Below are 22,100 nucleotides of genomic sequence, written 5' to 3' on the forward strand. Positions count from 1 at the left end.
CATGGAATGGATAATGGCAATCGCCGTCGGCCTGCTGTTTATGATCGGCGTCTATCTGATTTTGTCCAAAAGCCTGCTGCGGATCATTCTCGGCACGTCGCTGCTGACGCACGGCGTCCATCTGCTGCTGCTGACGATGGCCGGCCTGAAACGCGGCGCGGCTCCCGTCCTCGGCAGCGGCAGCGAGACTTATGCCGATCCCCTGCCGCAGGCGCTGATCCTGACTTCGATCGTAATCAGCTTCGGCGTGACCGCGCTCTATTTCGTCCTCGCTTACCGGGCGTACCAGACGCGCGGCACGGATGAGATCGATGCGGCGGACGAAGTCCGCGGCGGGGAGGGGGAATCTTGAACAATCTGCTTGTGCTGCCCGTCCTGCTGCCGATGGCCCTCGCCGTGTTTTTGATGTTTTTCCGCAAAAAAGTACGGCTGCAGCGAGCAATCGCCCTGGTCGGCGGGATCGCGAACGTCGCCGTCGCCGCATTCATCGTGCTCCGGGTACGGGAGTCCGGTATCCAGACGCTGCAATTCGGCGGCTGGGCGCCGCCTTACGGCATCGTGTTCGTGGCCGACCTGTTCGCCGCGCTGCTGGTGCTGGCCGCTTCGATTACCGGACTTGCCGTCTTGATCTATTCGTTCTCGACGATCGGCCGGGAACGCGAAGAACATTACTACTATACGTTCTTTCACTTCCTGCTCGTCGGCGTCTACGGTTCGTTCCTGACCGGCGACATCTTCAATCTGTTCGTCTTCTTCGAAGTGATGCTGATCTCGTCGTATGCGCTTATTACGCTCGGCGGTTCCCGGAAGCAGATGCGCGAAGCGCCCAAATATCTGCTGGTCAACATTCTGTCTTCGACGCTGTTCGTCGCCGCCGTCGCTTATCTGTACGCATCGGTCGGTACGCTGAATATGGCGCATCTGTCGGAGCGGATCGCCCAAGTCGGCCAGAGCGGGGTGCTGAATGTCGTCGCCGTGCTGTTCCTGATCGTGTTCTCGCTCAAAGCGGGACTGTTCCTGTTCTTCTGGCTGCCGGGTTCGTATGCGGCGCCGCCGTTCGCCGTGCGTGCGCTGTTCGGGGCGCTGCTGACCAAAGTGGGGCTGTACGCGATCGTTCGGACGTTCACGCTGATCTTCCCTTACGACGCTTCGCTGACGCATACGTGGATCGCCGGCATGGCCGCGGCCACGATGATGCTGGGCGGGATCGGCGCGGCCGCTTACCGCGACATTCCGCGCATCCTGAATTTTAACGTGCTGATCGGCGTCGGCTTCGTCGCGTTCGGTCTGGCGACGGGGACGCGCGACGGCATGGACGGCGTCGTCTTCTACATGCTGCACGACATTTTGTCCAAAGGATTGATGTTCGTCCTCGGCGGCATGCTGATCGCGGCGGCCGGAACCGATCACCTGGACGGCATGGGCGGACTGATCCGCAAACGTCCGGGACTCGGGTGGATGTTTTTCCTGCTGGCGCTTGCGCTGACAGGCATTCCGCCGCTCAGCGGCTTTGCGGGCAAAGTGCTGATCGTCCGCGGCGGCCTTGAAGACGGCATGTTGACGCTGTCGTTGGTCGCGCTGGCGTCCAGCCTGCTGACGCTGTACTCGCTTATCAAGATTTTCCGCGAAGCGTTCTGGGGCGTCGAGCCCGAAGCGGAGCCGGACGCGGAAGCTTCGACATCGACATCGAAATTAAAGTCAAAATCAACCCCGACAGCCCGTCCGGGCCTGCTGCCCAACGCAGCGGCCATCCTGCTGCTGCTGTGCGTCATCGCGCTCGGCGTAGGCGCGAATCTGTTATCCGGCTCCATCTCGCAGGCCGGGGAGACGCTGGCGAACCCGTCGCTCTATATCGAAGCCGTACTGAAGGAGTAGATCGACATGCCTTTTCAAATTTTACTGAATCTGATGATCGCTTTCGTCTGGATGATGCTGAACGGAAACTGGACTTTCTCCGGGTTTATCGTCGGCTACGTCCTCGGTATCCTGATTCTGCTCGTCGTGCGCAAATTCCGGCCGGAACCTTTTTACCTCACCAAGTTCTGGGCGGTTCTCAAGCTGCTGCTTATTTTCGGCCGCGAGCTGTTCATTTCCAGTTTCGACGTGATGGGCCGGATTCTGCGTCCCAAGCTCGATCTGCATCCCGGCATTTTCGAATACCGGACCGAGCTACGCTCCGATTGGGAAGTGACGATTCTGTCCTGCCTGATCTGTCTGACCCCGGGCACGCTGACGCTTGAAGTGTCGGGCGACAACGAGGTGCTGTACATCCACGCCATGAACATTACGGATGCGGACGAGATGGCGGACGGAATTCGGTCGACGTTCGAAAAAGCGATTATGGAGGTGACCCGATCGTGATAACGTTTGTATTGACGGCCGCTCTGGTCATTCTGACGCTTGCCGTGCTCGGCTGCATGTACCGGCTGATCGCCGGGCCGAGCCGTTCGGACCGCATCGCCGCGCTCGACACGATCGGCATCAATCTGCTGGCCATGATCGCCGTGTTCTGCATGCTGCTCGACACGCGCGCGCTGATCGAAATCATTCTCGTCATCGGCATTTTGACTTTTATCGGCACGACGGTGTTGGCCCGGTATATCGAAAGAGGGAGCGTGATCGAAGATGGCGACGATCGTTGAATGGATAGCTGCTCTGCTGGCGCTGGCCGGAGCCGTGTTCTGCGCGATCAGCGCGTTCGGCCTGATCCGCCTGCCCGACGTGTATCTTCGCTCGCATGCGGCGACCAAAAGCGCGGCGCTCGGCGTGCTGTTCATATTGGGAGGCGCTTTTGTGTACTTCTGGGCGGCGGACGGCGAGATCGACGTGAAGCTGCTGCTCGCGATCGTGTTCGTGTTCCTCACGTCCCCGGTGGCCGGTCATCTGAACGGGCGCGCGGCCTATCGTTCCGGCGTCAAGATGTGGACCGGCAGCGTGCGGGACGATTTCAAGGACGTGCTGGAGCAGGCGGGCGCTCCCGCGCCGGACACCACGTTGGAAAAAGAAGGGCCGAAACGGCCTTAAGCCGGGCCCGACCCGATCTGATCCGACCCATGCGGTCCAAAACACAAAAAGGCTTCGCCCTGTACAGGGCGAAGCCTTTTGTCGTTCGAATCGCGCAGACGGATACGGAAATTACACGGAAGGCGGACGGTCGTCTTTGGACAGCGACCAGCCCGGCGTGCGGCGCGCCACATCTTCGTCGGCCGGCAGGGCCGGCTGAGGCTGCGGACGTTCCGCTTCCCGCTCCGGCAGGCCGCTTCCGCCCGGCGGAGTGCCGTCCGCGGGACGCGGCTTGTCTTTGCGGTAGATCAGGTAGATGACCAGAGCGACGATCGCCGGCATCACGATCGAGACGATGCCCACGACGACGTAAGTCGCCGTGCCCATGAAGATCAGGCTGAGTCCCATCAGGATGCTGTCGAACACGACGTGCGCGAACATGGCCGTAATATAGCCGTAGCGCAGGAAGATGAAGCTGAACAGCAGGCCGAGGAACAGCAGCTCGATCGGCCGCGTGATGACGGGATAGATCGGGTACAGCGTATGGCCCAGCGCCCAGATCAGCGAAGTGATGATGCTGGCCAGCACGGTGCTGCGCACGATCTTTTTGACCATCGGAATACCGAACAGCCGGTAGATCGCTTCTTCGGAGATGCCGGCCATCCAGGCCAGAATCGGGAACAGCCACGGATACATCATATTGTAGGTGGACTGGGAATCGTCGGTCGTCGAGAACACGCCGAGCGTGCGTTCGAGCACGAAGAAGAGCACGGCCTGCACCGCGAGCAGAATCAGCGCCCACAGATAGCCGGTCTTGACCGATTCCCAGACATGGCGTCCGTAAGCGGGTTCCCCGCGGCGCGCCCACATGTTGCGTCCCTGGCTGCGCCACATGGCGTCTCCGGCGACGAACGAGAAATACAGCGACGCTGCCATGAAGAAGCCCAGAACGACCTGAAGCAGGAGCGTCACGATGAACATGAAGTCGGAATAGTTCGCGCCTTCGAAGTACGGACGCGAGTTCCATACGGAGAAGACCGAGACCGCGTAGTAGAACAGCGACAGGAACAGGCCGCGGGTGAACGAAGCGTGTCTTTTCAGCACGAAGGCGTAGATGATGGCGAGCACGCCCAGCACGAACGTGAGCAGCATGTAGCCGCCGTAGGTCATGATCTCCGCCCAGCTTTTCTGTCCGTTGACGTACGACGTGTACGAAGCCGGCACGCTGAAGTTCGCCCGGATCGAAGCGACTTGTTCGTCTTCGAACGTCGCGTTGACGTTCAGCACGCTTTCGCCGACTTTGGCGGAAGAAGACGTATAAGCGAGGCCGAAATCGTCGTCGGCGGAAGTGCGCTCAAGCTCCGCCGGGTCCAGGCCGAGCTTCTGCAGGAGCGGCAGGGCGATCTTCTCTTTGTCTTCGGCCAGCAGCGTCTGGTCTTCGAGCGGTGCCGGCGGCACATTCCCTTCCGTCAGCTGCTCGGCGTAATCGGCCGGCAGATCGTTGAAAGCGACGACCCGGCCGGACTGCGCGCCCACGTCGATCGAGAGCTTGCGCTCGATGCCGCCTTCGTCGTACTCGTAAGCGACGCGGAACATCTCGTACGGGAAACGCTCGGCATAGCTTGCGTCGTATTCGCCGGTCAGCCCTTCGCGGGACAGGTAGCCGTACAGGTCCGAGTCGCTGCGATAGCTGACCACAGGACTGCCGAGCGGCGCGGAGATGCCGAGCTCGTCGGCAGCGAACGCCGTTGCGGCCGTCGCCGCCTGCTGCTCGCTGACCAGCGAGTAGGCTTCCTGCTGGGTCATGTCGCTCTGGAACAAGGTCGTGAAGTTGAAGAGGAAATAAACGACCAGCGCGATGGCCGCGGCCAGGCCGAGTCTTTTGTAATTCACGCGCAAAATGCGCTGCTGCGGGTCTGTCATGGTTCTCCCCCTTGCTTGATTTCGTACCGGAAAGCCGGATACCTTTCTCTAAAATACCATATTCCGAAAGTCCGATACCACAACGGGGCTTCGCCGATCGCTTTCCTGCCCAAATCGTAGTTGTGGGAAGAGAGCGCGTGCGCATATAATAGGACGACTGCTTTCATTAAATGGACGAAGTTCGCAACAGAAAGGGGAGGCGCGAAGAAATGGCAATGGCGGTTCCCAAGTTAAGATTCGCTCCGCCGCAAATTTTGGCGATCGGCTATGCGGTGCTGGTGCTGCTCGGCACGCTGCTGCTGAGGCTTCCGGTGGCCAACCACACCGGGCAGCCGCTGCCGCTGATCGACGCCTTTTTCACCGCGACGTCCGCCGTCTGCGTGACGGGGCTCGTCGTGGTCGATACCGGCACGTTTTTCAATGCGTTCGGCCAGACGGTCATTATCGTCTTGATTCAGATCGGCGGCCTCGGCTTCATGACGATGGCCACGCTGTTCGCGCTGGTGTTCCAGCGCCGCCTCTCGCTGCGCGACCGCCTGCTGCTGCAGGAAGCGATGAACCAGGGCTCGGTCGAAGGCATCGTGCGGCTGATCCGTCGGGTACTGTATTATTCGCTCGCGATCGAAGCGGTCGGAGCACTCTTGTTCGCCATTCGGCTCGCTTTCGACATGCCGCTCGGCCGGGCGCTCTATTTCGGCATTTTTCATTCGGTTTCTTTTTTCAACAATGCGGGCTTCGATATCTTCGGCGATTTCCGCAGCCTGACCGATTACGCGGACGACCCGGTCATGAACCTCGTCTCGGTCGGGTTGATCGTAAGCGGGGGACTTGGGTTCATCGTCCTGTCCGATCTGGCCGATTACCGGCACAAAAAGAAGCTGTCGATGCACTCCAAAGTCGTCCTGTCCACGACGGGGCTGCTCATTGTGTTCGGAGCCGTCATCATCCTGCTGTTCGAATGGGGCAATCCGGGCACGCTTGGCGGCATGGACTGGGGAGGTCGGCTATGGGGCGCGCTGCTGCAATCCGTCACGCCGCGTACGGCGGGCATCAATTCCGTGGATCTCACCCAGCTGCATCAGGCGACGCATTTCCTGCTGCTGATCCTGATGTTTATCGGCGCTTCGCCCGGCTCGACGGGCGGCGGGATCAAGACGACCACGTTCGCGGTGACGATCGGCGCCATGATCGCGATGATGCGCGGACACGAAGACGTCGTCTTTTTCCGGCAGCGTCTGGCCCGCGAACGTATCCTCAAAGCGCTGTCGATCATTCTGCTCGCGCTTGCGCTCGTGATCGGCGTCGCCATGCTGCTGTCCGCGACCGAAGGGCATGATTTCATGGTCGTGCTGTTCGAGACGACTTCGGCGTTCGGGACGGTCGGCTTGTCGCTCGGGCTGACGCCCGAGCTGTCCACGTTCGGCAAAATCATGATCGCGCTGACGATGTTCGCCGGCCGGGTCGGCCTGCTGACGCTCGTGTACGCGCTCAAGCCGAGAAAAACGTCCGAGAAATTCCGGTATCCCGAAGGCAAAATTATTATTGGTTAAGGAGATGCATCCGCATTGGGCACACAACAATTCGTAGTGATCGGACTGGGGCGCTTCGGCATGAGCCTCGGCATGGAACTGATCGAGCTCGGGTATGAAGTCATGGGCGTCGACCGCAGCGAGGAAGTGGTCGAAGAAGTCGGCGGCCGCTTCACGTATGCGGCGGTTGCGGACGCGACGGACGAAGAAATGCTGCGTTCGCTCGGCATTCGCAATTTCGACTGCGGCATCGTCGCGATCGGGGAGAATATGCAGACGAGCATCCTGGCCGCGATTCTGCTCAAGGAACTCGGCGTCAAAAAGGTGGTCGCCAAAGCGATCACCGTCCTGCACGGGCGGGCGCTGGAGAAGATCGGCGTCGACCAGGTCATTTTCCCGGAGCGCGATATGGGCATCCGCGTGGCGCACCAGCTCGTGACGCCGAACCTGCTCGATTACATCAAGCTGTCGGACGATTATTCGATCGTGGAGATGCGGGTGCCGACCTGCCTGAATTCGCGCACGGTGGCGGACCTGAATTCGCGCAGCCGCTTCGGCTGCACGATCGTGGCGCTGCGCACCGAAGCCGGCGTGACGATCGCGCCGACGGCGCTCGACCGGATGCACGAAGGAGACGTGATGGTCATCGCGGGCCCGAACGACCGGATCGAGCAGTTCGAGCGCGAAGTGGTCAATATCGAAGAATAAGAGGCTGCGACGCAGGTCAATCGCGGCGGCCAAAAGCGGAATCCGGAGCGAAAGCTTATCGGATTCCGCCCTTTTTTGCTTTTTTATCTGTAAACGCTTCCTTATATAGAGGTCTAGAGAGATATGAGAACGCAGTGAGAACGCCGCAGCGGCGCGTCCCGGCGCCACCAACCCGGCAAGCGCGCGCTTTTGATCGGTTGTTGAGTCGTTAACGTTTACGCACGCTTACATATACTATGCAGGAATTTTTTGTTTTCAAAAAGACGTCATATTGGTTCCATTCTCCGAATTTTTGGGGTAACATAAAAGGGTAGTCGCTTTGTTCACGAAGAAAGGGTATGGCGTGAAAATTTTCTGTTTTTCGGGCTTTCGGGTGGGGAAAACGGCAGGGCGGCAAATTCCTTTATGGAATTTATGAAAACGTTCTAATTAAAGGGCATTTTGCGGCATGGAGGAACCCGTTTCCGAAAAGCGGCGGAATGTCGAACGATGAAAGGGGACGGTTCGGCAGATGAAAGGTTACTACGCCAGAAAGGTACACTCATTATTGGGGGTTGTTCCGCTAAGCTTTTTTATCCTCACTCACGCGATTACCAATTTCGGGGCGTATGAAGGCGGAGATCAAGGGTTCCGGGACTCGGTAAGCAGAATCAACGATCTACCGCTTGTTATTTTCCTTGAAATATTTGTAATTTGGCTTCCGCTGCTCTTTCACGGCGTGTACGGACTTTACATTGCTTATCAAGCGCAGCCCAATCTCGGACATTTCAAGACCGAGCGCAACTGGCGCTTCGTGCTGCAGCGGGTCAGCGGCGTAGTCGCTTTCGTATTCATCATTTGGCATGTGTACACGACCCGTTTACAGATCCTTTTCGGCAATGCGACTCATGACGATCTCGGCGGCATAATGCATGAACTGGTTACGCAGCCCGGTTTCTTCGTTTTCTTCACGATCGGAGTCATTGCAACGACTTTCCACTTCGCCAACGGCGTATGGGCGTTCCTGGTCAGCTGGGGCATTACGGTCGGTCCGCGCGCACAGCGCATCTCTTCTTACATCTGCATGGGTCTGTTCGTAGTCGTGACGGCCCTGTTCATGCTGTCGCTGTTCGCTTTCCGCGATGATCAGTTCGCGAACACGGCACAAGTATTGACGACTTTGAAAACAATGATCGGTTAAGGGGGACTCAATCAGACATGGCAAAATCCGGACTTATTATCGTCGGCGGAGGGCTTGCGGGTCTCATGGCAACCGTCAAAGCGGCCGAAGCCGGCGTTCCCGTACAGTTATTCTCCGTCGTTCCCGTCAAGCGTTCGCACTCCGTGTGCGCGCAGGGCGGCATCAACGGCGCGGTCAATACAAAAGGCGAGGGCGACTCGCCGTGGCTCCATTTTGACGATACCGTCTACGGCGGAGACTTTCTCGCCAACCAGCCTCCGGTCAAAGCGATGTGCGACGCCGCTCCCGGCATCATCCACCTGATGGACCGGATGGGCGTCATGTTCAACCGCACGCCGGAAGGCCTGCTCGATTTCCGCCGCTTCGGCGGCACGAAGTTCCACCGCACGGCGTTCGCCGGCGCGACGACGGGCCAGCAGCTGCTGTATGCCCTCGACGAGCAGGTACGCCGTTACGAGGCCGCCGGCCTCGTGACCAAGTACGAGAACTGGGAATTCCTTGGCGCGGTACTGGACGACGAAGGCGTATGCCGCGGCGTCAGCTCGCAGAACCTGCGCACGATGGAGATTCAGACGTTCGTCGCGGACGCCGTCATCCTGGCGACCGGCGGACCCGGCATCATTTTCGGCAAAACGACCAACTCGGTCATCAACACCGGTACCGCGGCCAGCGCCGTATACCAGCAGGGCGTTCATTACGCGAACGGCGAATTCATCCAGATTCACCCGACAGCCATTCCCGGCGACGACAAGCTGCGCCTCATGTCCGAATCGGCGCGCGGCGAAGGCGGCCGGATCTGGACGTACAAAGACGGCAAGCCGTGGTATTTCCTCGAAGAGAAATATCCGTCTTACGGCAACCTCGTTCCGCGCGACATCGCGACGCGCGAAATCTTCAATGTCTGCGTAGATCAGAAGCTCGGCATCAACGGCGAGAACATGGTCTATCTGGATCTGTCGCACAAAGACCCGAAAGAACTCGACGTCAAACTCGGCGGCATTATCGAGATCTACGAGAAGTTCATGGGCGACGATCCGCGCAAAATCCCGATGAAAATCTTCCCGGCCGTACATTATTCGATGGGCGGCATGTGGGTCGACTATAACCAGATGACGAATATTCCGGGCCTGTTCGCGGCCGGCGAATGCGAATACCAGTACCACGGTGCGAACCGTCTCGGCGCCAACTCGCTCGTCTCGGCGATCTACGGCGGCATGATTGCCGGCCCGAAAGCGGTCGAGTATATCAAAGGCCTCAAGAAATCGGCGGCCGATCTGTCGAGCTCGCTGTTCGACGCCAGCACAGCCAAGCACCAGGGCAATTACAACCGACTGCTCGGCATGGACGGCGGTACGGAGAACTCGTACGTGCTGCACCGCGAACTGGGCGAATGGATGACCGACAACATGACGGTCGTACGCTACAACGACAAGTTGGAGCAGACGATCAACAAGATCAAGGAACTGAAGCAGCGCTACGGCAAGATCAACATGATGGATACGGCCAAATGGAACAATTCCAGCGTAGCCTTCACCCGTCAGCTCTGGAACATGCTGGAGCTGTCCGAAGCGATGACCAAAGGCGCGCTTCTGCGCAACGAAAGCCGCGGCGCGCACTACAAACCGGACTTCCCGGTACGTAACGACGAAGAGTTCCTGAAGACGACCAAAGCGGCCTGGACGCCGGACGGCCCGAGTATTTCCTACGAGGAAGTCGACGTGTCCCTGATCCCGCCCCGCGTCCGCGATTACTCGAAAGATTAATCGCGTTTCGAAGAAACGCGCGGCCTTAACCGAGATTTCGAAGAAAGCTCGTGGGCAATCGTGTTTCACAGAAACGCGCGACTCAGCGAAGTTTCGAAGAAACTTGCCAGTAATCGCGTTTCACAGAAACACTCAGTTGTCCATATCCAAGCGAATGGGGGAGAACGACCATGGCGGATACACCAACCGTGCCACAACCAACTCAGAATACAGCCAGAAAAGTCAAATTTGTGATCACCCGTCAGGATACGCCGGAAGGCAAGCCTTACGCCGAAGAATTTGACCTGCCTTACCGTCCGGGCATGAACGTTATCAGTGCCCTGATGGAGATCCAGCGCAATCCGGTCAACTCGAACGGCGGCTCCACGGCACCCGTGTGCTGGGAATCGAACTGTCTGGAAGAAGTGTGCGGAGCCTGCTCGATGGTTATCAACGGCAAGCCGCGCCAGGCGTGCTCGGCGCTCGTCGATCAGCTGGAACAGCCGATCCGCGTCGCTCCGATGGCGACCTTCCCGGTCGTGCGCGACCTCGTTATCGACCGCAGCCGGATGTTCAACGCGCTGAAAAAAGTCAAAGCGTGGATTCCGATCGACGGCACTTACGATCTCGGCGCGGGACCCCGCATGCCGGAGAAGAAGCGCCAATGGGCGTATGAACTGTCCAAGTGCATGACTTGCGGCGTGTGCCTGGAAGCCTGTCCGAACGTCAACGACAAGACGGACTTCATCGGTCCGGCGGCCTTGTCGCAGGTTCGCCTGTTCAACGCCCACCCGACGGGCGAGATGAACGCCGACGACCGTCTCGACACGCTGATGGAAGGCACGGACGGCATCGAAGGCTGCGGCAACTCGCAGAACTGCGTACGCGCCTGCCCGAAAGGCATTCCGCTGACGACTTCGATCGCCGAGCTGAACAAGCAGACGACGAAGCGCATGTTCAAACGCTGGTTTGCGCAGTAAGCGTCCGGCAGCGGCTTCAAGCCGGAGGCGATAACGAATCCGAGAAACCCGCTGCCGGGTTTCTCGGATTTTTGGCGTCCGGCGAAGAACGAAGCCGCGGCAAGCCCGCGTTATTGCGTTTCATGGTACACTGGAACAGAGACTGCGGCTGCCCGGCCCATGCGCGCCGGAGCGGCTTTGCACCGAACGAAATCAAGGATGGAGCCTGATTCCCATGATTGTGGAGAAACCTTATACCCGCACATCGATTGCGGAAGAAGCGCGTGCGCTCGGCATTCAGCCGGGCACCGTGCTGCTGGTGCATTCGTCGCTCAAAGCGATCGGAGGCTGGATCGCCGGCGGAGCGGAAGCCGTCGTGCTCGGGCTGGAAGACGCGCTCGGCGAAGACGGAACGCTCGTCATGCCGACGCAGTCGTCGAATCTGACCGATCCGGCGATCTGGATGAATCCGCCGCTCGATTCCCGGTGGTGGGATCTGGTGCGGGCAGAGATGCCGCTGTACGACCCCGACCTGACGCTTACGAGCGGCATGGGGGCCGTGCCGGAAACGTTCCGCAAACAGCGCGGCACGCGGCGCAGCGGCCATCCGCACGTATCTTTTGCGGCCCGCGGGCCGCAGGCGGCCGCCATTACCGACCGGCATCCGCTGGCGTACGGGCTGGGCGAGGAATCGCCGCTCGGCCGCCTGTACGAGCTGGACGCGTTCGTGCTTATGCTGGGCACCGGATACGACAAGAATACGTCGTTTCATCTGGGCGAATACCGGGCCGATTACCGGGGCAAAAAAGAACTGCGGCCGACAGCCAAAGTACAGGGAGCCGACGGCCCGGAATGGGTGAAGTTTTCCGATATCAACTTCGATTCGTCCGATTTTGAACGAATCGGCGTGGACTTCGAAGCGGAGAAAGGCGCGGAAATTCGGCGCGGACGAATCGGACGCGCCGAGTGCCGGCTGGTTCGCCAGCGGAGCCTGGTCGATTACGCCGCGCGCTGGCTGGAATTGTATCGCTGAGCGAAGAACGAGGGGGAACATAGAGATGGCGGACAAAGAAAGAATCGCCGGCAGCCTGCCGGACTGGCTGCCGATCCGGACGGATCGGCTTGAGCTGCGCATTTTGACCAAAGAAGATATTCGCAGCTGGAGCCGCAGCGCGGACGATACCGAAGTGAACCGGTATCTCGCTTCGGCGGGACGAACGTTCGGCGTCGGCAATCCGGATCGCGTATACCGGCAGATCGAAGAATCGTATCGCAGCCTGAGCGCGCTGCATTTGGGCGTCTTCCTGCACGGCGGCACGGACATTATCGGGCTGTGCTCGTTCCAGCGCTGGGACGCCCGGGGCGGCAAAGCGGAGCTCGGTTTCGCGCTGTCGCACGAATACTGGGGCAAAGGGTATGCGACCGAAGCGGCGGACGCGATGGCGGCTTTCGGGTTCGAGCATCTGGAACTGGAGCGGATTCAGGCGCGCTGCTTCGTCAAGAACGGCGCGTCGCTGCGCGTGCTGGAGAAGATCGGCATGGAACGCCAGCACCGGCCGGAATTCGGTTTCGGCGTGAAGCGCCGCGACGACGAACTGGGCATCGTCGTGTTCACGTTGACGCGCGAAAAGCTGGAAGCGGAAGCCTGAATGTAAAAGCCAAACGTCGGAAAAACGAATTTTTGGCGCGAAAACGGCTTTGTCACACAAATGAAATATAAGCGCAACTGTTCTCTAACATGTATGGGGTATAAATAAGACATGACCCCCTTTTGAAATAGAAGTGACTAGACCCGGATAACTATCCGGGTCCTTTTTTTGCGTTTTTTTCGGTATAACTGCCGCTCCATAACGAAAAGGCTCCGGGAAACTCCCCGAAGCCCGACCGCCTTGCGGCCTGATCCGTCCGACGCTTTTTATTCCTTGACCGAACCGAGCGTGATGCCGTGAATGAAGTAACGCTGCAAAAAAGGATACACGATCATGACCGGGAGCATGGCCACGAAGATCTTGGCGGCATCGAGCGTCCGGTTGGACAATTCCGACAGCCTGCGGTACTGGTCTTCGCTCATGGTAGCCGGGTCGACGGAGACAACCATCTGCTGAATATAAGTCTGAAGCGGATAATACTGCTCGCGCGTCATGAAGATCAGTCCGTACAGAAACTCGTTCCAATGGTATACGATACTGAACAAGGTGATGGTGGCCAGCACGGGCACCGCCAGCGGCAAATAGATTTTGATCAGCGAATACCAGGGACCCGCTCCGTCGACCAACGCCGCTTCGTCCAGTTCCTTGGGCAGATTCCGGAAGAAGTTGACGGTCAAAATGACGTTGAACACGAGCGTCTGCGCGCCTCCTACGAGCACGAGCGCCCAGATGCTGTTCAGCATGCCCAGCTCTTTGACGGTCAGGTAGAGAGGGATCAGGCCGCCGTTGAACAGCATGCAGAAGACGAGAATCCACATCAGCGGGCCTCGGGCCCGGAACTGCCGCGAACTGCGCGAGAGCGGATAAGCCATGAGCAGCACGACGACGAAATTGAGTGCGGCTCCGAGCACGACGCGCTGGACCGAGATCCAGAAGGAGCCGAAAAATTGCCCGTCTTTCAAAATTTGCGCGTAAGCATTCAGGTTGAAGCCGACCGGCCACAGCCATACTTGTCCGGAAGCGGCCGCCGAATTCGAGCTGAGCGACAGCGCCAGCGTGTACCAGATCGGCAGCACGCAGCTTAGGGTGATTGCGATCAGGATGACCAACAGCCCGATATCCGTGAGGCGCGACCCCCAGGTTCTGTCCCGAATCATAAACGCACCTCCCGCATGGATTTAGAAAATCCGATAATGGATCAGCCGATAAGCCAGATAATACGAGACGCTGATCAGAATGAAGCCGATGACGGACTTGAGCAGCCCGACGGCGGTCGCCAGTTCGTACTGCAGATTGAGCAGGCCGGTCCGGTAGACCCAGGTGTCGATAATGTCGCCGGTCGAGTAGACGAGCGGATTGTACAGATTGAAAATCTGGTCGAAGCCGGCGTTCAGCACGTTGCCGAGGCTGAGGACGGCCAACAGAACGACGGTGGTGCGAATGCCGGGCAAAGTGATATGCCATAAGCTGCGCCAGCGGCTTGCGCCGTCCATGCCGGCCGCTTCGTATAAGGCGGGATTGATGCCCGTAAGCGCCGCCAGATAAATGATGGTATTGAATCCGAACTCTTTCCAGACGTCGCTGCCGACGACCAGCCACGGAAACAGCTCCGCTTGGGCGAAAAACAGCACGGGCTCAAAACCGAGCAGTGCTCCGAGCTGATTGATCGGACCGTTGTACGAGAAAATGTCCAGTACGATGCCACCGAGGATGACCCAGGAGAGGAAGTGGGGAAGGTACACGACCGTCTGAATCCAGCGTTTGAGAATCATTTGGCGCAGCTCGTTGAGCATGAGCGCGAACACCAGCGGCACGACGAGATTGGTGACGATTTTGAGTACCGCGATAATGAGCGTGTTCACGAAGACTTCGCGGGTGTCCTTCAGCACGAACATGTAGCGGAAATGTTCCAGCCCGGCCCAATCCGAGCCGAATATGCCTTTGCCGGGATTGAAATATTGAAAAGAAATCGCGATTCCGAACATCGGAACGATGCTGAACACGATCAGCCATAGATAGCCGGGCAGCAGCATCAGATAATAGTGTTTGTCGAAGCCTTTGATCCGCATCCGTCAAAACTCCTTTCCGCACCGCGGCCTTACTGTTGAAGCGCTTCGGCTACTTCTTTGGTGATCTGTTCGCCGCCCTGGCGCTTCCAGTCTTCGACGAACTGGTCGAAGCTGTCGACCGAAGCTACGCCCATGACGATTTTGAGGAACATCTCGTCTTCCATCTTTTTGAGGTTGACCCACCGGCTTTCCATCAGCGGCGTCTGCTCATAGATCAGGCTTTTGACTTTTTCCATCTCCGTCTCGACGAGCGGATTGCCGCCGACCATGATCGAATAGGCGCGGGTCCATGCACCCCAATCGGCATCCGGCGTCCAGGTGCCGATATTCCATTGGTCGTACGGTTCCTGCTTGATGGTCTTGATCGCGTCCAGATCGGAAGGCAGCAGCTTGTACGATTTGGCGTCGGCAAAATCTTCTTTGGTCTTGGTGCCGGCGAGCACTTCCTTGATGGCTTTGTTCGTGAATTCGATTTCGTCCGAAGGCGCGAACACGACGCGCAGCGGATAGAAGCCGGGACCGCCTTTGCTCGGGTCGAACGTATTCTCCATTTCGTTCTTGAACAGATTGTTCAGCATCTTCATCGGGATTTCGGGATGCTCGTAATCTTTGCGCACTACGACGAATTCGGTAGAAGGGGTCGCGGCATGCGGCCGGAAAGCCCCGTCGGCGTTAAGCGGCAGCGCATACGCCTGCCAGTCCGCTTCGGCGTCGTTTTTGACGGCATTGGTGAGCGGGCCGTAACCCATCCACCAGGGAGCGAAGAACATCCCCGACTTGCCGTTGATGATCGGTTCGTCGGACGCTTCGCGCACCGCCATTTCCGGATCGATCAAGCCTTTTTTGTACAGATCCTGCAGTCCGGCGAGCGCTTCCTTGGTTTCAGGCAGGGTCGAGCCGTAGACCGGATTGCCGCTCCCGTCTTCCAGCCAGAAGCCCGGGAAAGCGCCATACGCGGAGAAGATCGCGTCGAAGCCGTACAGATTGTTTTTGGATTCCAGGAAATTGGCGTACATTTTGCCGTCGCCGCTTTGCGGGCCGGAAATGCCGATCGTATCGGCTGTGCCGTTGCCGTCGGGGTCCTGCTCGACGAAAGCGCGGGCAACGGTTTCGAGCTCTTCCATCGACTTGGGCGGCTCAAGACCGAGCTTGTCGAGCCAGTCCTGACGAACCCATAAAATGTGGATGCCGTCCGCGTCGGCCTGCACGCCCGGAATGGCATACATTTTGCCGTCGAACGTAACCGACTTCAGCGCGGCTCCGTTCGTTTTGTCCACGATGTCTTTGATTTCGGGGGACGCATAGCGTTCGTACACTTCCGTCAGATCGGCAAGCTGTCCGGCGGCGACCATCTGCCGCAGTTCCACGGCATTGACGACGAGCGCGTCCGGCAGATCGTTGCTGGCGATAGCCAGGCTGATTTTCTGGCGCATGTTGGCGGCGGAAGCGGTAAAAGCATGCTCGACCCGGACGTTCAGCGCTTCTTCGACTTGACGCGTGTACTGGTTGTCGAGCGGCGTATCTTCGGCCGGAAGATCTTTGTCGGTCGGATCGACCTGCATGCCGATACTGATCGTCGTCGGTTCTTCGTAGCGTCCGTAAGGATCGGCCGGTTCGGTATTTTGCGCTTTGGCTTCCTCCGGTGTGGCGTCGGCCGGCGTCTCCGCGCCGCTGCACGCTCCGAGCATCAGGACTGCCGAGAGCAGCACGATCCATGAGGCTTTGACTGTTCGCTTCATGACGTTCCCCTTCTTTCTGTGCAAGATGGATGAGATAGCTATAATTTAGCACAAAGAAACCGCTTTCAAGGATAGAGAGCGGTCGTTGATCCGGTAAGGCAAATGCTTGAAATCAGTCGGAAATGCGGAATCGCCGGACAAATCTCTACCTGTTCAGCGGACATTAGTCCCTTCCGGCAGATGGCGCTGACGAAATTCGCTGGGCAGCAGACCGGTTTGTTCCCGGAAAATGCGGCTGAAATATTTCTCGTCGGCGTATCCGATACGCTCGGCGACCCACTGCACCGTATTACGCGTCTCGGCCAGCAGCGTGCAGGCCCGGTCGATCCGTTTCTGCCGCACATATTCGTTGAACGTGACGCCCAGGATGTCGCGAAAGCATTGACTGAAGTAGCTTCGGCTCATGTTGACTTCCTGCGCCAGCTGCCCCGCCTGAAGCGGCTCGGACAGTCGCTCGTGCACCAGCGCGGCGGCTCGCGTCACGCTTGCCCGTACCTCGACGGAGTAGAGCCGCGAACCGAGCGCGATGCCCAGCTGTTCGCGAACCCGGCGCAGGAAACTTTCCGCTTCGTACCAAGTCCCGATCCGCCCCGGCAGTTCCAGACGCCGCCCGGACGCCGCTTCGTAAACCGCGTTCCAGGCGTATCCCCAGCCGAGCAGCTCGCCGTGCAATCTCGCGGCGGGAAGGCGAAGCGAAGCCAGATCCGCCAGCAGTCCTTCAAAAGCTTCGGCGTCATGCACCCAGCCCAGCCGGGTACCGCGATGCAGCAGCTCCCGCAAAATCTGCGGCTGCGTCCCGTGCGGTATGCCGGACTCCGGGTCCGCCGCTTGTCGCCAATCGGCAAAATCGAGCACGTAAGCCTTTTTGCCCGGCTGCTGCGCGTAGAACCATTCTCCGTCCAGGTAGGCGGACAGGCCTGCCGCTATTTCGGAAGTGCCGAATCCGTGCAGACCGTTTAGACGCAGCAGGCTGCAGCCCGGACGGGGATCGCTTAGTGTCAGGTTCAGGGTATCCGCCAGCCGTTCGTCTTCCGCAGCGTCGAGAGCCAGCCACGCGGCAAGGCGGGGAACGGACTTGAAATCGGGCGCGCGAAAATCCGTGGTCATACGGTCGATCGCGTCCTTGAGCTGCGCTTCTTCGCCGCCGATCAGCGCATAGCCGCCGTCGCTCGGAGAAGCATGTTCGAAGGAGCGGCTGTTTTTGTTTTGTTCACTGTCGATCCGCGAGCGGATTCGCCGAAGTACTTCCTCGAAGCGCTCCTCTTCAAGCTGTACTTTGGCGATGTAATCGATTGCTCCGAGCCTGAGCGCTTCCTGGATGTAAGAGAAATCCTGATGCAGCGTCAGCACGACGATAAATATTTGGGGATAACGTTTTCGGACATGCCGCATCAATTCGAGTCCCGACATGACCGGCATTGCCAAATCGGTCAGCAGCAGATCCACTTCCTGCGTCTCCAGCAGCTCCAGCGCTTTCTCGCCGTTTCGGGCTTCGCCGACGACGCGCAGTCCGAAATCCGCCCACGGCATCGTCGAAATCAAGCCTTGGCGCACGAGCTTGTCATCATCCACGACCAGTACGTTCAGCATCCGCTGATCCCTCCTTCTGGGGCTCGTCCGTTTCGTCCGGCAGCAGCAGGCTCACGGCCGTCCCGCGGCCCGGTACGCTTTCCAGGCGAAGTTCCGCCCGTCCTTCGTAATACGATTCGATCATGCGTTTGACGTAATTCATCCCGATGCCCATGCCTACTTTTTCATGGGCAGGCTTCTGCTCGTCCAAGAGCCGTCGGATCTCCGTTTCGGAAATGCCGCCCCCGTTGTCGCGAATCACGAGCTCGATCATGCCGTGTTCGCGTTTGACGTCTACCTGGATATGCCCGTCGTCGTCCAGACCGTGGTACAGCGCGTTTTCCACGAGCGGCTGCAGGATGAAGCGCGGTACCGGAACGTCCAGCACTTTATCTTCGACCCGAATGCGTACGTCAAAATCGAAATCGTACCGGATCTGCTGCAAAATCAAATACTGGCGCAGCGAGTCGATCTCTTCGCGAATGGTCGAGACCTGCCCGAGTTTGCCGAGGTTGTAATAAAGCAGTCGGTTCAAAGAGACGAGCAGTTTGTCGATCTCTTTTTGTCCGTTGATTACGGCCAGCCAGTGCGCCGTATCCAAAGTGTTCATCAAAAAGTGCGGATTGATCTGATACAGCAGCTTCTCCACTTCGAGATCCGCCCGGCGCTTTTCTTTTTGTTCCACTTCGTGGATCAGCTCGGCGATCTGGCGTTTCATATGATGGAACTGCTGCTGCAAATATTGGAATTCCGGAATCCGGCTGGGCGGGGAAGGAGGATCGAAGCGGCTGCCGACGACGTCTTTCATCTCCCGGTGGAACCGGTTAAGCGGTTCGTACACCATTTTCCAGAGCAGCCCGGCCGTTCCGAGTCCCACCGCGAGGAAAAGCAGCAGCAGCATCGTCATGATTTGGACCCAACGGCGTTTTTCGGCTTCGTAATCGCTTTTGGGAATCAGCGATACGATGCTCCATCCCTGATTGCTCGTGCCTTTGAACCAATAATAATTGCCGACCAACCCGGAAGAGGGAGTTTCGCCGCCGGCCTTTTTTTCGACAAGAGCGTCCGGACGGAAAAAGCTGTTCTCGGCGAAGGTTTCGGGGCGTTCGCTGTAGGCGATACGTCCGGAGTTGTCCAGAATCAGATGCGAAGACGTTTTGACGATATGGTCGCTGTTCAAAATGTTCTGGGTCAGCTTGAAACCCGACTCCATGTATACGTACACATTGTCTCGCCCGGGCAGATTGACTTTTCGCAGCGCCGACAGTACGTATTGGTCGTTAAAGCGGTCTTTGCTAATATGCGGGCCGTAATAGGAAATGCCGTAATATCCCGCCAGCAGAGGCAGTTCCTCGGGATCGAAATCGCCGCGGAGCCCGGCATTCGCGAACAGCATACGTTTTTCGTCGGCAAAATAATACATAACGAAACCGGTCGTCGGATTGGTGAACGTAATCAGGTTCAATTCGCTTTGGAGGTCTTCGATCAGCGCGGCGCGGTCATAAGCCTGTTCGGCTGCCAGATATTGTTCCAGTAAACGGCCGACGCTGCCCGGATAGGCTAACTGCTGCGAGACGTGATTCAAGTTGCTGATGGTATTTTCAAGCGAAAGCTGGACCTGATGCAGATTGCTCTGCACGCCCAGATTCAAATTGTCGGCCAGAATCACGGAAATGGTACGATGCGAGACCAGGGTGGTGATCGCGAACGGAATGATGACGCCTGCCGCAAAGATCAGAATAATGCGTTTTTTCAACGTAAGACGTTCTTGTTTCGGCCAAAGTAAGCGCTTGCGAAAAACGCGGCCTGTCATCGCATCCCCGTCCTTTCTTCCGGAATCAATCAAATTGTAACCGATGGGGCAAAAGTGCGCAATTTGGAAATCGGATCATACGGCAGACCTGTCGCACGATCGGAAAAAGAAGAAGGGAACGAGGAAAATGGAAGAAGGGAACGAAGAAAATAGAGTAAAAAGACCCCGTCCGACGCTGCTGCGCGAAATCGGAGTCTTTGAACGGGCTGCGGCCCGCTTGGGTAAAAGTTTCCGCTCCGCAGCGTCTTCCGCTTACAGCGGAACGCTGACCGGCCGGCGCTGCTTGACGTAGATCCATTCCTTGAAGCCGATCTCCCGCAGCTTGGCGGCGACCGCTTCGAAGTCTTCGCCGACGCGCGACGGCTTGTGGGCGTCCGAGCCGAACGAGATCGAGACGCCGTAATGCAGCGCGCGCTCCAAAATGGCGTCCGACGGATACCAGCCGCCGCAGTGCTTGGTGCCGCCCGACGTGTTCACTTCGATCGCGAGGCCGTGCTCGCCGATCGTTCTGAGCGCCGATTCCACCGCGGCTTCGGCCGGAATATCGGAGAAAGCCGGGTAGTAGCCTTTCATCGCGTCGATATGGCCGAGGATCTGGAACATGCCGCTGCGCGCCGAAGCTTCGATCAGGCGGTAATAGTCCCGTTTGGCTTCGATCGCAAGTTCTGCCGGAACGTCGGTCCAGCGATTGCGGTCGAAGATGCTTTTGCCGCCGCTGATATGCACCGAGCCGATAACGTAATCGAACGGATAACGCTCGATCGCGTCGCGGTACACCTGTTCATGCTCGGTAAAATAGTCGGATTCGATGCCGAGCAGCACGTCGATCCGGCCTTCGTATTCTTTTTTGAGCCGCAGCACTTCTTGCACGTAAGAGTCGAGTTCAAGCCTCGACATGGCGACGGTCGGGATCGGATGGTCGAGCGGACTGAACAGATGCGGCATATGATCGGAGATGCCGATCACGGACAGCCCCTGCCCGATGGCGGCTTCGATATAATCGCGAATGTCGCCGTCCGCGTGTCCGCAGCGATAGTGGTGGGTGTGCAGGTCGAACTTCATGGACGGATGCTCCTTTGCGCTCGTTTATTCGGAACCGATAAATTGCGTTTCCGGCATGCCTTTGAGATCGGCGAGAAATTGGCGCATCGCCGAATTGAGATATTTGCCGGACCGGTAGATGACGCCGACGGGATGGCTGACTTCGAATTCGATCAACGGCAGCATGATCAGCGAGCCCTGGCGAACTTCGCGGGCGACCGACAGCTTCGAGATCACGGCGGCGCCCAGATTGAGCTCGACCATCCGTTTGACTTCTTCGCTGCTGGACAGTTCCATCGCGACGCGCGGCACGATGCCGTGCTGCTTGAATACCTGTTCGACGAAGCGGCGTCCGACCGTATCCGGGGACAGCATGACGATCGGCACGTTTCGCAGATCGTCGATCGAAATCCTGGGTTTGTGCGCCAATTCGTTGCGGGGCGAGACGACCAGCTCGAACGTGTCGTAATACAGCACCGATGTCTCCAGGTCCGGATTGCGCTCGATCAGGTAGCCGATGCCGATATCGACCGAGCCGTTCTCGACCAGACTGTAAATCTGCGAAGAAGGCATCGACTGGATGCTCGTCTGGATCAGGGGGAACTGGTTCTGAAAATAGGACAAGACGCGCGGCAGGATCTGCATGGCGATCGAAGTGGTCGTGCCGAGCATGATATGGCCCTGGGGCGTTTCTTCGAGGTCGGTCATTTTCTGCTTCAACTCTTCCACGACAGACAAAATGCGCTCGGCATGCTCCAGGAACACGAGCCCGCGATCGGTCAGCGTGACCGGCTGGCTCCGGTCGACGAGCACCGTCTTGAATTCGTCTTCGAGGCTTTTGATCTGGGCGGAAACGGCGGGCTGCGTAAGATTGAGCAGTTCTCCGGCTTTGCGGAAACTCATCGTTTTGGAGATGGTCACGAGCGTCTCCAACTGACTCATGTTCATGAAACTTCTCCTCCCACCGCGTACTTGATTCTTTAAATTATAGGGGAAAAACAAAAGCAAAAGCAATGAACGCTTCAATAAAGGCTCAATAAAAAAACGGTTTCCCGTCCCCGCACTTGCACCGGCCGAACCGATTTCCTGCAAAGTCCCGGGCGAAACGCAGACGAATTTGCATGAAAATGAAAGAAACGGGATAAAACCCTTACGAAAGTAATGAATTTCCCGAAA

The 22,100-nt window shown here is 58.3% G+C and carries 20 protein-coding genes; 12 read left to right on the plus strand and 8 right to left on the minus strand.

Annotated features, from left to right (window positions below; genetic code table 11):
• Nucleotide 1: 1 nt before the first annotated feature.
• The 5 genes from FTE24_RS15240 to mnhG are packed head-to-tail and all read left to right on the plus strand — an operon-like array spanning nt 2 to nt 3,024.
• Nucleotides 2-352 (plus strand): Na(+)/H(+) antiporter subunit C, encoded by a 351-nt coding sequence (locus tag FTE24_RS15240; protein ID WP_150232772.1) that lies wholly within the window; start codon nt 2-4, stop codon nt 350-352.
• Nucleotides 349-1,875 carry a Na+/H+ antiporter subunit D gene (locus tag FTE24_RS15245; protein ID WP_150232774.1) on the plus strand — a complete coding sequence of 509 codons (1,527 nt, stop codon included), beginning with the start codon at nt 349-351 and terminating at the stop codon, nt 1,873-1,875. Before FTE24_RS15240 ends, FTE24_RS15245 begins: the two co-directional genes overlap by 4 nt.
• 6 nt (nt 1,876-1,881) lie before the next feature.
• Nucleotides 1,882-2,361 (plus strand): Na+/H+ antiporter subunit E, encoded by a 480-nt coding sequence (locus tag FTE24_RS15250; RefSeq protein ID WP_150232776.1) that lies wholly within the window; start codon nt 1,882-1,884, stop codon nt 2,359-2,361.
• Nucleotides 2,358-2,642 (plus strand): Na(+)/H(+) antiporter subunit F1, encoded by a 285-nt coding sequence (locus FTE24_RS15255; protein WP_141447055.1) that lies wholly within the window; start codon nt 2,358-2,360, stop codon nt 2,640-2,642. The genes FTE24_RS15250 and FTE24_RS15255 overlap by 4 nt, the downstream gene beginning before the upstream one ends.
• Nucleotides 2,626-3,024, plus strand: a complete 399-nt coding sequence (gene mnhG, locus FTE24_RS15260; protein WP_150232778.1) for a monovalent cation/H(+) antiporter subunit G — start codon at nt 2,626-2,628, stop codon at nt 3,022-3,024. Before FTE24_RS15255 ends, mnhG begins: the two co-directional genes overlap by 17 nt.
• A gap of 111 nt (nt 3,025-3,135) precedes the next feature.
• Here mnhG and FTE24_RS15265 read toward each other — a convergent pair whose 3' ends face one another.
• Nucleotides 3,136-4,926 carry a CPBP family intramembrane glutamic endopeptidase gene (locus FTE24_RS15265; protein ID WP_150232780.1) on the minus strand — a complete coding sequence of 597 codons (1,791 nt, stop codon included), beginning with the start codon at nt 4,924-4,926 and terminating at the stop codon, nt 3,136-3,138.
• Nucleotides 4,927-5,135: 209 nt separating this feature from the next.
• Here FTE24_RS15265 and FTE24_RS15270 point away from each other — a divergent pair, with 209 nt between their 5' ends.
• The 7 genes from FTE24_RS15270 to FTE24_RS15300 all read left to right on the plus strand — a co-directional run bounded on the left by FTE24_RS15270 (nt 5,136) and on the right by FTE24_RS15300 (nt 12,693).
• Entirely contained in the window at nt 5,136-6,476 is a 1,341-nt protein-coding gene (locus tag FTE24_RS15270) for a TrkH family potassium uptake protein (RefSeq protein ID WP_150232782.1), read from the plus strand.
• Between the two features lie 15 nt (nt 6,477-6,491).
• On the plus strand, nt 6,492-7,163 hold the full coding sequence (locus tag FTE24_RS15275) for a potassium channel family protein (RefSeq protein WP_141447048.1): 672 nt from the start codon (nt 6,492-6,494) through the stop codon (nt 7,161-7,163).
• Nucleotides 7,164-7,674: 511 nt separating this feature from the next.
• The gene (locus FTE24_RS15280) at nt 7,675-8,343 is read left to right on the plus strand and encodes a succinate dehydrogenase cytochrome b558 subunit (protein WP_150232784.1); all 669 of its coding nucleotides are present in this window, start codon (nt 7,675-7,677) and stop codon (nt 8,341-8,343) included.
• 17 nt (nt 8,344-8,360) lie between these two features.
• Nucleotides 8,361-10,106: a succinate dehydrogenase flavoprotein subunit gene (gene sdhA / locus FTE24_RS15285; RefSeq protein ID WP_141447044.1), complete on the plus strand. Its 1,746-nt coding sequence runs from the start codon at nt 8,361-8,363 to the stop codon at nt 10,104-10,106.
• A 170-nt stretch (nt 10,107-10,276) separates the two neighbouring features.
• The gene (gene sdhB, locus FTE24_RS15290) at nt 10,277-11,065 is read left to right on the plus strand and encodes a succinate dehydrogenase iron-sulfur subunit (RefSeq protein ID WP_150232786.1); all 789 of its coding nucleotides are present in this window, start codon (nt 10,277-10,279) and stop codon (nt 11,063-11,065) included.
• Nucleotides 11,066-11,279: 214 nt separating this feature from the next.
• Nucleotides 11,280-12,077, plus strand: a complete 798-nt coding sequence (locus tag FTE24_RS15295; RefSeq protein WP_150232788.1) for an aminoglycoside N(3)-acetyltransferase — start codon at nt 11,280-11,282, stop codon at nt 12,075-12,077.
• A gap of 25 nt (nt 12,078-12,102) precedes the next feature.
• A complete protein-coding gene (locus tag FTE24_RS15300) occupies nt 12,103-12,693 on the plus strand; it encodes a GNAT family N-acetyltransferase (RefSeq protein ID WP_141447039.1) in 591 nt (196 codons plus the stop codon).
• 266 nt (nt 12,694-12,959) lie between these two features.
• On the opposite strand, the gene FTE24_RS15305 is transcribed toward FTE24_RS15300, so the two are convergent.
• The 7 genes from FTE24_RS15305 to FTE24_RS15335 all read right to left on the minus strand — a co-directional run bounded on the left by FTE24_RS15305 (nt 12,960) and on the right by FTE24_RS15335 (nt 21,872).
• Entirely contained in the window at nt 12,960-13,850 is an 891-nt protein-coding gene (locus FTE24_RS15305) for a carbohydrate ABC transporter permease (protein ID WP_141447037.1), read from the minus strand.
• 21 nt (nt 13,851-13,871) lie between these two features.
• Nucleotides 13,872-14,762, minus strand: a complete 891-nt coding sequence (locus tag FTE24_RS15310) for an ABC transporter permease (protein ID WP_141447035.1) — start codon at nt 14,760-14,762, stop codon at nt 13,872-13,874.
• Nucleotides 14,763-14,791: 29 nt separating this feature from the next.
• Nucleotides 14,792-16,501 (minus strand): extracellular solute-binding protein, encoded by a 1,710-nt coding sequence (locus FTE24_RS15315; protein ID WP_150232790.1) that lies wholly within the window; start codon nt 16,499-16,501, stop codon nt 14,792-14,794.
• Between the two features lie 153 nt (nt 16,502-16,654).
• Nucleotides 16,655-18,091, minus strand: a complete 1,437-nt coding sequence (locus FTE24_RS15320; RefSeq protein WP_150232792.1) for a response regulator — start codon at nt 18,089-18,091, stop codon at nt 16,655-16,657.
• A complete protein-coding gene (locus FTE24_RS15325; protein WP_150232794.1) occupies nt 18,066-19,883 on the minus strand; it encodes a sensor histidine kinase in 1,818 nt (605 codons plus the stop codon). Before FTE24_RS15325 ends, FTE24_RS15320 begins: the two co-directional genes overlap by 26 nt.
• A 252-nt stretch (nt 19,884-20,135) precedes the next feature.
• On the minus strand, nt 20,136-20,945 hold the full coding sequence (locus FTE24_RS15330) for a histidinol-phosphatase (protein ID WP_141447030.1): 810 nt from the start codon (nt 20,943-20,945) through the stop codon (nt 20,136-20,138).
• Between the two features lie 24 nt (nt 20,946-20,969).
• The gene (locus FTE24_RS15335) at nt 20,970-21,872 is read right to left on the minus strand and encodes a LysR family transcriptional regulator (RefSeq protein WP_141447028.1); all 903 of its coding nucleotides are present in this window, start codon (nt 21,870-21,872) and stop codon (nt 20,970-20,972) included.
• Nucleotides 21,873-22,100 lie beyond the last annotated feature (228 nt).

It is taken from the genome of Saccharibacillus sp. WB 17 (assembly GCF_008634075.2).
In the GTDB taxonomy this organism is placed as follows: domain Bacteria; phylum Bacillota; class Bacilli; order Paenibacillales; family Paenibacillaceae; genus Saccharibacillus; species Saccharibacillus brassicae.